The 9546-nt window shown below is 57.5% G+C and carries 10 protein-coding genes and 1 tRNA gene; 4 read left to right on the top strand and 7 right to left on the bottom strand.

Annotation, left to right across the window (positions count from 1 at the left end; all coding sequences use genetic code 11):
- A partial coding sequence (locus tag M7439_RS10040; protein WP_308464482.1) for a hypothetical protein occupies positions 1–297 on the top strand: 297 nt, incomplete at its 5' end.
- A gap of 504 nt (positions 298–801) precedes the next feature.
- Here M7439_RS10040 and M7439_RS10035 read toward each other — a convergent pair.
- Positions 802–2475, bottom strand: a complete 1674-nt coding sequence (locus M7439_RS10035) for a DUF885 domain-containing protein (protein ID WP_298347358.1) — start codon at positions 2473–2475, stop codon at positions 802–804.
- Between the two features lie 190 nt (positions 2476–2665).
- A tRNA-Thr gene (locus M7439_RS10030) sits at positions 2666–2741 on the bottom strand.
- Between the two features lie 146 nt (positions 2742–2887).
- On the opposite strand from M7439_RS10030, the gene M7439_RS10025 reads away from it, so the two are divergent.
- Complete coding sequence (locus tag M7439_RS10025) at positions 2888–4432, top strand: hypothetical protein (protein WP_298347357.1); 1545 nt, start codon at positions 2888–2890, stop codon at positions 4430–4432.
- Between the two features lie 130 nt (positions 4433–4562).
- On the opposite strand, the gene M7439_RS10020 is transcribed toward M7439_RS10025, so the two are convergent.
- Positions 4563–5090, bottom strand: a complete 528-nt coding sequence (locus M7439_RS10020; RefSeq protein WP_298347356.1) for a hypothetical protein — start codon at positions 5088–5090, stop codon at positions 4563–4565.
- Positions 5091–5273: 183 nt separating this feature from the next.
- On the opposite strand from M7439_RS10020, the gene M7439_RS10015 reads away from it, so the two are divergent.
- A complete protein-coding gene (locus tag M7439_RS10015; RefSeq protein WP_298347355.1) occupies positions 5274–5477 on the top strand; it encodes a hypothetical protein in 204 nt (67 codons plus the stop codon).
- Positions 5478–5499: 22 nt separating this feature from the next.
- On the opposite strand, the gene M7439_RS10010 is transcribed toward M7439_RS10015, so the two are convergent.
- From M7439_RS10010 to galU, 3 genes are read right to left on the bottom strand one after another with little or no spacing between them, the layout of a single operon-like run.
- Positions 5500–5979: a YbaK/EbsC family protein gene (locus M7439_RS10010; RefSeq protein WP_298347354.1), complete on the bottom strand. Its 480-nt coding sequence runs from the start codon at positions 5977–5979 to the stop codon at positions 5500–5502.
- Between the two features lie 5 nt (positions 5980–5984).
- On the bottom strand, positions 5985–7238 hold the full coding sequence (glp, locus tag M7439_RS10005) for a gephyrin-like molybdotransferase Glp (RefSeq protein WP_298347353.1): 1254 nt from the start codon (positions 7236–7238) through the stop codon (positions 5985–5987).
- Positions 7235–8119 carry a UTP--glucose-1-phosphate uridylyltransferase GalU gene (gene galU / locus M7439_RS10000; protein ID WP_298347352.1) on the bottom strand — a complete coding sequence of 295 codons (885 nt, stop codon included), beginning with the start codon at positions 8117–8119 and terminating at the stop codon, positions 7235–7237. Before galU ends, glp begins: the two co-directional genes overlap by 4 nt.
- A 125-nt stretch (positions 8120–8244) precedes the next feature.
- Here galU and M7439_RS09995 point away from each other — a divergent pair, with 125 nt between their 5' ends.
- A complete protein-coding gene (locus M7439_RS09995) occupies positions 8245–8607 on the top strand; it encodes an FmdB family zinc ribbon protein (RefSeq protein WP_298347351.1) in 363 nt (120 codons plus the stop codon).
- A 100-nt stretch (positions 8608–8707) separates the two neighbouring features.
- On the opposite strand, the gene M7439_RS09990 is transcribed toward M7439_RS09995, so the two are convergent.
- The gene (locus tag M7439_RS09990) at positions 8708–9397 is read right to left on the bottom strand and encodes a PHP domain-containing protein (protein ID WP_298347350.1); all 690 of its coding nucleotides are present in this window, start codon (positions 9395–9397) and stop codon (positions 8708–8710) included.
- Positions 9398–9546 lie beyond the last annotated feature (149 nt).

The raw sequence follows: 9546 nt of genomic DNA, 5'->3' as shown, positions 1-9546 counted from the left end.
GCACTGGTTCTGCGACGGGCAGGTGATCGTGTTAATAAAACCTATCGAATGATCGACCAAGCCCTGTCCACTTGGGAGCGTGACCCGACTCCAACTCGCGCCTCCGTTGGTCGTACGAAGAAGAACCGCACCCTTGGTACCATTGCCCACCGCCAGGCACTGGTTCTGCGACGGGCAGGTGATGTCGGAAATGTCACTGGAATCCCCAGTCAACCCGAGTCCAGCGGGGAGCCGTGCTGGGTGCATTGGCGAACTCGCTTTGGCAAGAGCTGGTGCCGGTACGAGCGCCAACGATAAGCTCGTCGCGACAAGGATGATCAGTGTTGTTAAGAACCGGAACGACGGGTGTCGACAGCGCGAGAGACGTGACTTGATCGATGCCAAATCTTGGTTACGAGGCCTGTTTCGGACCAAGTGCGCCCCCATGCTGATCGCTTTGCTCATCCCTGTGACGACTTGGTGTCGGCGTACGGCGAGATGGTTAACCATGGCCGCACTTGTGCGCCATGGTCGTCATTGCACCTGGGCGGTAGTGATCGCATGCGCATCTCGGCAGTATAACGCCCATTGTTCTAGACGTCAATTCGCTCATGGTTCAGCGAGGCCCGGTTTTTGGTGCTTTCCTTATAGCTCCGCAGCTGATCGCCGTCGCAACCCACTGCCAAGAGGATCTATTGAATCAGGCACCAGAACGATGCCAAAAGAACAGCGACTCTCGGATCACCTGCCAAGCTCATGGGGAGATGGTTCGATGATTCGTCAGTGAGCGAGCTCCTTGTTGGGCGCGCTATATGGTCTTGCCTACGTGGTCGTCAATACCGAAAAGGCGCTCGCCAGTTGATCGAGACCAACAAAACCCAACGCTAGAGCCTGGTGGTGGAAGCGTTTGAGATTGAAGCGTGGTCCCTCACGGAGTCGAACTTGTTCGCGAATGGCGAGCCAGGCGCGTTCCCCCAACTTGTAGCTGGTGGCTTGGGCGGGCCAGCCGAGATAGCGGTCGATCTCGGAGGTGGCAAAGATGCCATCGATGCCAGTCATGTTGCGGAGGAAATCGATTGCGGATTCACGCGTCCAGTGTTCGGGTGCCCCTGCGAAGACATTGCGTGGAACTGGGTAGTCGTGGTGTAATCCGATGTCAATGACGACTCTGGCCGCTCGGAACGCCTGTGACGATAACATCCCGAGGCGGTAGCTGGCCTCCTCGAAGAAGCCCAATTCATCCATCAGTCGCTCGGCATAGAGCGCCCAACCCTCAACATGACCAGAGCTAGCACCAAGGACCCTTTGGAAAGGGTTGAGTCGTTCGCCGAGCCATGTCGCATAGCCGATCTGGAGATGGTGACCTGGTACGCCTTCGTGATAGACCGTAGAGAGTTCGTGCCAGAGGGGGAACTCCGTCCGTCCTTGGGTCGGATACCAGGTTCGACCAGGTCGCGAGAGATCTATCGATGGCGGCGTATAGTACATGGCAGCTGCGCCGCCGGCGGGGGCCAGCATCGCTTCGATGTGTTGGATCGGGGCAGGAATGTCGAAGTGTACGCCGTTGAGGACCGCGACGGCGCCATCGAGAACCTGTTGGTTCCAGAGCGCGAAGGCGTCAGCACCGTTGATCACCAACGATGGATCATGCTCAAGATGCGCGATCACTGCATGAATACCTGCGCCGGGAAGGATCTTGTCCGCTTCTATCTCCATCTCACGACGGATGCGCTGTAGTTCCTCAAAGCCCCACTGGTAGGACTCCTGGGGATCAAAGGTCGCTCCGTTAAAGAGCTGGCAGTAGAGTTGCCAGCGATCTCCACCGACTCCGTCAATAGAGGTGCTATGTGGGAGATACTCTTGTTCGAAGAAGGTGGCGAGGTCTAAGTAAGCTGATGCAGCCTCTTGACAGGCGGCCCCAAAATCCATAGGGTTCCCTGGCGCCTGCCGGTGATACGAGGTGGTGAGCTCTTCAAAGTACGAAGGTCCTCCCGGTGTCGCCGTCCGTCGCGCCAGTCGGGCTGCTTCAAGAACCTGACGCTGCGAAGCAACGAGCCCCTGCGCAAGGCCCAAACGTAGGCTTTGTTGATAACTCGCCAACGACGCGCGCACCCTGCGCAACCGCTCGGCGATGGTCTCCCAGTCCTCCACGGTAGCACGAGGCATCAGGTCGATGGCGTGTTTTATCTGGTGTTGGGGTGAAGCAATCACGTTGATCTCCGCCATCCATTCTCCCGCATCATGGAGGGCGAGTTGTGTGCTGAGGCGCTCGATCATCAGGTGTTTGGCGATGACCTCGTCATCACTTGCGTCGATGATGCGCGCTTTGGCCAAAATCGATCTGTCGAGATCCGCTTTGGCCACAACGCCGGTGACGGAGTAGTCGGGAAGACCCGCTGGATCATCCCCTGTACCGAGTTCGGTGGCGAGGATAGGATCGAGTTGCAGCCGATTGGCGAGGTACTCGTTGGCGAGTTCGTTGATGGATTCGGTCATAGGGTGCTGTCTCCTTGGGTCGGGCTGTGGTCCTGATATCGCCGTTGGACAAGGATACTTGTCTCGTTCATTTGGTGTTGGACAAAAAAGGGTCGGGTCAACCGGTCTGGGTGCATCAGTCCTATCCTAGGGCCTGGCTTAGGAGGTCTTCATCGATAGGCAACCTTCATGGCATGGGAAGGCTCGATCGTGGAGCCGGTGGTCGGGCTCGAACCGACGACCTGACGATTACAAATCGCCTGCGCTACCAGCTGCGCCACACCGGCTGACATCAGCTAGAGCCTATCGGGTCGCGTCGGTGGGTTAGGCGCTCTTGGGCGCGCCTTCTTTGTCGCACGTTGTTTACCGTAGCTTTCCCGTGTGGATAACTGGGAGGCCTAGCTTGGTTGTTGGACCGAGAGAAGGGAGCGTTGTGGAGTCGTTGCGCTTTGTCGCTCAGCGCGAGTTGACACCAGGATTGATGGGTGGTTTTCACGATTTGCGAGCAGAGGGCGAGCCTTGTCCGATGCCACCTGGGAGGCGGTTGCTGCACCTTTTGCACCTCTCAGATATTCAGCTGGCGGATGTGAAATCACCGGCTCGATATGAGTGGGTGAACTCGTTCTATGGTGTGCCTGGCTTCGAAGAGCTGATCCCGGGTTATCGGGCGCAGGAGTTCCTTGTTGCTCACGCGCTCGTCGCCATGTTGCGTCAGTTTAATGAGATGACGGATGGACAGGAAAGAGTCTGCTGTATCGTGACCGGTGACTCGATCGATAACTCGCAACAGAATGAACTTGACAATTTTGTTGCGGCTATCGGTGGTGGAGTCGTTAATCTTCAATCGGGCGACGAAGCCATGTCCTTTGTCGCGGCCCATGGCTTTGGGGATAGTACCTATTGGCATCCAGAGCCTGGTGGGGACGACTATAAAAAGCTTTGGGGGTTTCCCACTCTTGAGGGCTTGCTTGCGGCTGCCTTTGGTCCGATCGTCTCTCCAGGTCTTGGCTGCGATTGGTATATCACCAACGGAAATCACGAGCTGCTCGTCCAAGGGCTCGGCGTCACCAACGCTGCGGCGGGATCGATCGTCGTGGGAGAGACAAAACAGCTCGGGCCACCCGATGAGTTGGACCCAAACGACGCACTGCGTCTCGGGGTTGAATCGCCAGCGACGCTTCTTGATGGGGGGCATGGACACGAGATCGCCCCAGACTTGAATCGGCACTTTATCGATCGCCGAACGCTCGCTAAGGCTATCCGAAACGCCGGCGGCACTCCTGAGGGGCATGGACTCGTGGACGATGAGCACCTCTATTACAGCGCCGAGCTCAATGATGAGGTGCTGCTGATCGGGCTCGACACCGCCTTCAGCTGGGGTGGGGCGGAGGGTGCTATCGATACGGGCCAGGCGCGCTGGTTGGTCAAGGTACTGGAACGCTACTCGTCCAGTCACGTGAGGGAGGATGGTGAATTGATAGCGAGCGATGGCGAGGATCGATTGATCATCGTCGCAGCACATCATCCACTTTCGACGCTTACGAACGAGAGGGCTGCCATGCGACCCGATTTCCAGCTGGGCGACTGGTTGCTCGCAACGTTGCTGCGCTTTCCTAATGTGATCGCGTTTGTGAACGGGCATACGCACGAGAATCGGGTCCGTGTACATCATGGCAACGGACGTCAACTGCTTGAGGTCACTACCTCTGCACTGATGGATTGGCCGTGTGAGGCGCGCTCACTCGAGATCACCGTCGATCAGGAAGCCATCTGGGTAACGGGGGTCATGGTGAACTTCGAGGGTGTTGCCACTCCGCGGTCGGATGACTTGAGCACGGGAGGTATTGCCGCATGGCACCGCTTGCTCGCCGCAAATGCACCGGCGCTCACCCTCAACCCTCATCTGGAATCAGAGGGTAAGCAACAGGATAGAAACTTCAGTTACCGAATCGAGCGCCCCTCATGGTTGCATCCGTAGTCCTCTGTGATGCGCGAATGCGCTAAGAGTCGTACGAGTGCACCCTGGTTTGTCCAACAGATAGACAGTTTGGATCTGAGATCAGCGATCCCATCAACTAACTGCCTATCCGTTGGACTGCATGGGTGGGTTAAGGTCGGTTGCCCAAGGCGAATGAGGAAGCACCACTCGCTGCGCTAACGGTCGAAGTTTTACCGTTCCTCCCCATTGCAGGGCTCTGGCCGGCAGGCATGATGCTGATAGACACTCCACCCTGGTTGGCACAGAGGACAGGGATCGTCTCTCCCTTTGCGGTCGCAAACTCGGCAAGCTCAAGGAAGGCGTGGGCATGTGCCAGGTGGGTCTCGGCATTCGCGGTTGCTCCTCCACTCATCATCAGATGGGCGCGATAGGCGACGCAGAGCCCGTGAAGACTCGCCCCCGACGAGAGGCCTTGGTTGATCGCAGGAGTCCCTGGCGTCGTCGCTGTTTGCGTTTGGGCTGACCGATTGTTAGGAGTTGAGGAGTGCTGACCCGTTGTGCTCCTTGTGGAGGCTACTGCAAGCGTTGCCTTCGCGGCGTGTTCGTTCATGTGCGCGACGGCGATGGTGCCGAGGCCGCCAGATGCGAGGAGTGTGGCGAGCACCAGACTTTTCCCGGAGATGAAGTTGATTAGCATAGCAGATCGATATCCTTTCTCACGTGCGATGTCTCTTGCTTTCGATGGTGACGACCGCGGCGTCTGTAGGGGGAAGCGCACGTGCCATAGACACCGTTACAGGTTCGCGCAAAGTATTTTCGCCGATGCGTTATGGTGTTGGGTGCTCCGAAGATCGCGATGGGGTTGAGTAGACTCGTTGGCATGCAAAGAAAAGATAGGTGGTTGCTCCGAGCGAGTGCGGCATGGAGTATCTATGTGTGGTCGGTGTTGATCAAGAATATGGTCAAGGACCGCGAACATTCGGTGCGCTTTCGGTTGGTCCATGTTGGCCTTGGAGCGATCTCAACCAGTTTTGCGGTACTCACCTGGCGGATCGCAGCGGGTAACAACACCTCCTCCGATTAGGCGGGTACCGATCTGTCCTGGTCTAGGAGGATGAACTGGGAACTTCTGTCACTGCCATGATCTGAGCCCTGGTAATCATACGAAGCATTTCGGGAGTGATGCTCAGTATGTGTGATGGCGTGCCAGCACTGAGCCAGATCTGGTCAAAAGTAAAAAGGTCGGAGTCGATCACGACGGGAAGCTCGGCGTCTGTGGCGAGTGGCGTCACCCCACCTGGCTCAAGCTCGAGTCGCTCACGCAGATAGTCCGCGCCAACTGAGTGGAGCTTCATGCCAGTGGCCCTACCGACCTTGCGCTTGTCGATGCGGTTCGTTCCTCCCGCCATGACGATCATCGGTCCGTCGGCGGTGGCAAAAACGATACTCTTGGCGATCTGATTAACTTCGCAACCAATGGCTCGTGCGGCATCAACCGCTGTATGGGTACCTTCCCCGAAGGCTTGGATCGTGTCGTCGAGTCCCCAAAGGCAAAGCGCATCTCGGACTCGCTGGAGTGGGTCCACGAGGGTTAGTGTACGTTCGTTGGGTTTGGCGGAGAGAAGGTATCGGTGTCGAGGCTGCCAATGAGCAACACCTGAACGCTCGCACCGATTGGGACGTGCACTCCATCGGGCAGCAGGATGAGTGCATTCGCCTGCGCGAGCCCTGTGAGCACATGGGAACCCTGATGTCCTTGTGGGGTGACCTGTAGTCCGCCGGCGCCGTCGAGTTCGACGGTGGCCCTGACCAGATGGAGTTTTCCGTCAGGATGATGATCGAGTGGGACTGTCGTGACTGCGCGAATCGTGGGGCGAAAGAGCTGTCTTGCTCCGAGCATATAGAGAAGTGCAGGCCGTACAAAGAGCTCAAAACTGACGAGGGCTGAGACCGGATTGCCCGGCAGCCCAAAGACGGGAACGTTACCAACTCGGCCAAAGGCAAAGGGCTTGGCTGGCTTGATCGCCACCTGAAACCAGGTGATTTGGTTGTCAGAGAGTTCATCGAGCACTGCTTTGGTGTAGTCGAAGTCACCGACGCTGACTCCACCTGAGGTGATGAGGGCGTCACAGGTAGTGACCGCATGCCAAAACGCACGACGAATGGCCTCACGATCGTCGCCGACGTTGCCGAGGTCAACCGCGGTGGCTCCGAGCGCAGCGACGGAGTCCAGGAGGGCAGGACGATTCGAGTCATGGATTTTCCCAGGTGCGAGGAGCTCGGCATCAGAGAGTTCATCTCCTGTTGAGATGACGCCGACCGTTGGCCGAGCGAAGGTTGCGATGTGGGAAACACCAAGCGAGGCGAGTACTCCACGAACGGCCGGCGTTATCTTGGTCCCGGCTTCAAAGACCCGCTGGCCAGCCTGTATATCACTGCCGGCTCTTCGGATATTGTCACCGACCTGCGGTAGTCGGTGAACCGTCACGGCGTCATCTATGGTTGTGGTGTCCTCAACCATGACTACGGCATCGGCTTGGGGAGGGATCGGCGCACCTGTCATGATGCGAATGGCCTCTCCTGGGTTCAGAGTGAGCTTCGAGGGATCATCCCCCGCGGCTACCGTCGCCGTCACCCGAAGGATGGTGCCCGAGTGGGCGAGTGTGCTATCCAGGCGGATAGCGAAACCATCGACGGCCGTGTTGTCGAAGGGAGGTATTGGGCTCTTGACGAGCGTTGGACCAGCAAGATAGAGACCGCTTGCGTCAGCAAGGGGAGTCTCTACCTCTGGCAAACGTTGAACGTTGGCCAGGGTGTGGTCGATCACCTCGCTGAGTGGTTTCATGATGCTTGGAATTCTCGGGCCAAAATCGCCCTTAGTTCAGCAGCGAACGCTGGCCCAATGTCTTCTCGACCGAGGGCGATCTCGACGACGGCACGCAAGTACTCAAGTTTGTCGCCGATGTCGTAGCGACCCTGGTTGAAGACAACACCAAGCACCGGTTGGTTCTGCCCGAGGCGGGCAATGGCGTCAGTGAGTTGAAACTCTCCATTCTTGCCCGAGGGCGTCTCTTCGATCGCTTTGAAAATCTCTGGTGTAAAGAGGTAGCGGCCGGTGATTGCGAGCGTCGACGGCGCCTCACTCGGGTCGGGTTTTTCGACCACCGAGACGACCTGTGTGGTGCCGTCGCGATTCTCGATTACCTCGGCACAGCCATAGAGACGGATCTGTTCTCGCGGGACCTCCATTAGTGACAATACGCTGCAACCAGTGCTGTGGTGAAGGTCGAGCATCCTCGATAACAGATCTGAATCTTCAGCCATAATGTCGTCGGCAAGCATTGTTACGAAGGGTTCGTTGCCGACATGGGCCTTCGCGGCGAGTACTGCGTGTCCAAGGCCGAGTGGTCGCCCTTGTCGAATGTAGTGAATTGTACCGAGTTTGGAGATAGCGCGGACGAGCTCAAGATCGGCGTTGCGACCAGACTCAATAAGGAGCTCTTCGAGTTCGAAGGACTGATCAAAGTGGTCTTCGATCGATCGCTTGCCACGACCAGTGACCACGAGGATGTTATTGAGATTGTTGCGAATCGCCTCTTCGATCACGTATTGGATCGCAGGCTTGTCGACAACGGGCAGCATCTCTTTGGGCTGGGCCTTTGTGGCAGGCAGGAATCGTGTTCCAAGACCCGCCGCTGGGATCACTACCTTTGTTACCGTTGCCATGCCGTACTCCTCGATTGTTCAGCTCATTCTAACGCGTGGGGTCTCTCGCGTGGCATGCCGGTTACAATGGATTTAGCAGTCTAGCCATTCGAGTGCTAGTAGTTCGAATCGTGAGTGGAGGAGCGATGCCGACGTATGAGTATGTCTGCAAGCAGTGCGGGAAGCATGTCGAGGTAGTGCAGTCGTTCTACGACGACCCTTTGACCGTCTGCGATGCGTGCGGAGGTGAACTTCGTAAGGTCTTTGGCAACATTGGTATCGTGTTTAAGGGTTCGGGTTTCTACAAGACGGACTCGCGAGGAAGCTCTTCAGCGGTGACACCAGCGACGGGTGCCGCTCAGGAGGCGACCTCGAAGACTGATGCGGCGAAAGGCTCGTCGGGTGAGGCATCGACCCCCACGACTCCGGCGGAGAAGAAGCCAACGGCGCCTAGTCAAAGCTCCGAAGCGAAAGGCTCCAGCACCAAGGACTCAGACTCCGCGGCGTAGCTTCAACCGTGAGAGTCGCGTCAACCGTGAGAGTCACGTCAGCGCTTCACGACGACTGCGAGCACGAGTTCTCCTTCGGTGTAGGCAATGTTGCCTGACTCTATGCATTAGGTACTGCAGTACCTGGTACCACAAAGGTCGTGTGCGTCTCGCGTGCAGGATCATAGGGTTGATGGTGATAGTACCCCTCTAAGAGGAGTTGGACAAGATCGGGAGCGTCGACTGGCGAGCGCGCAATCGTGGTATAGCTTGAGCCTATCGCCGTGGCGGTGTGTGCGTCCGAGGCGGCGGTCACTGGGATCCCAAAGGAATGGGCGATGCCCTCGGCATCTCGATCCACCAGCGCAGACTTGGAGTTGCCGACCTCCACGATGTCGACGAGCCCCATGCTGCAGAGTGTGACGAGGCCCGTTAAACCGATCGCTTTTCGTGTGGTATCGGTTGGGTGCGGTATGTAGACCAATCCATGCTGGCTACGGATTCTCCGACACGTCTCCTCCAAACCGAGAAGCCTCGGGACTAGTTGGGTGACGTAGAGGCCGATGACCTCCCCTTGTCCGGTGTTCACCTCCTCTCCTTGGATGACGGTGAGACCGTAGTCTTGTTGAAGTATGGCTGCTGCCCTGAGGTCGTGATGATCGGTGACGGCAACGAGGTCAAGTTGAGACGCGAACGCAGCAAACTCAGTTAGGGGCGTCTTAGCGTCGCCTGAGCGATAGGTGTGCGTATGAAGATCGATCCGTATGCCGGGCATCGCATTCCCGTGCGTGCCTGATTCACCCTCATCCACGTTTGTGCCTTTCACCTGGCGCTATTGTCTCGTGGACATTCTCTCAATGGCCCAATCGCAATGGCCCAATACCGTGCCTCCGCCGTGCTCAGCACGACCCTACTGCGCTGAGTGTAGTCGAATGGGAACTTGCAATGGTGAACTGATGA

Source organism: Ferrimicrobium sp., from assembly GCF_027319265.1.
GTDB lineage: Bacteria > Actinomycetota > Acidimicrobiia > Acidimicrobiales > Acidimicrobiaceae > Ferrimicrobium.
This window is presented reverse-complemented; position numbering and strand designations above follow the sequence as displayed.

Coding starts and splice junctions, on each gene's coding strand:
- glp (WP_298347353.1), bottom strand. CDS start 7,238: ATGAAACCACTCAGCGAGGTGATCGACCACACCCTGGCCAACGTTCAA.
- galU (WP_298347352.1), bottom strand. CDS start 8,119: ATGGCAACGGTAACAAAGGTAGTGATCCCAGCGGCGGGTCTTGGAACA.
- M7439_RS10015 (WP_298347355.1), top strand. CDS start 5,274: ATGCAAAGAAAAGATAGGTGGTTGCTCCGAGCGAGTGCGGCATGGAGT.
- M7439_RS10035 (WP_298347358.1), bottom strand. CDS start 2,475: ATGACCGAATCCATCAACGAACTCGCCAACGAGTACCTCGCCAATCGG.
- M7439_RS09995 (WP_298347351.1), top strand. CDS start 8,245: ATGCCGACGTATGAGTATGTCTGCAAGCAGTGCGGGAAGCATGTCGAG.
- M7439_RS10020 (WP_298347356.1), bottom strand. CDS start 5,090: ATGCTAATCAACTTCATCTCCGGGAAAAGTCTGGTGCTCGCCACACTC.